Consider the following 376-nt stretch of genomic DNA (forward strand, 5'->3'; position numbering starts at 1 on the left):
CGAGATCCACGCTGCAGATCGTTTGCTCTTTGACAGGTGTCTGGTTTAAAGATACCTCTTCCGCATATGTAAAACGCAGAAAATATTTGTGGTGCTTCTTCTCCAACGTTGGCGCCGAAGCTTTTTTGCCCGACCAGTGTTTTCTTAAATATTCCATATCCGTATGTTTCAGCCGCGCAGCAAACCATTTCCAGTCATGGCCATCGTACAGTTTTAAAAAGGCCGCATCTTTCTCTTCTGTGTTTCCACGGTACATGACATCGTGGTAAAAAACAGGCATGGCATACTGCTCACTTTTCAGATACGGCTTTCCTGTTTTCTGTCCCTCTGCTTTCCACTGTTCCAGACGCGTCCGATAAGAAGATACACTCCCAAG

At 45.7% G+C, this 376-nt stretch carries 1 pseudogene; it reads right to left on the reverse strand.

Annotated elements, in window-relative coordinates:
* A pseudogene (locus DW743_RS18590) lies at nt 1–376 on the reverse strand (IS200/IS605 family accessory protein TnpB-related protein); the annotation flags it as partial.

It is taken from the genome of Blautia sp. AM28-27 (genome assembly GCF_003480905.1).
In the GTDB taxonomy this organism is placed as follows: Bacteria; Bacillota; Clostridia; order Lachnospirales; family Lachnospiraceae; genus Fusicatenibacter; species Fusicatenibacter saccharivorans.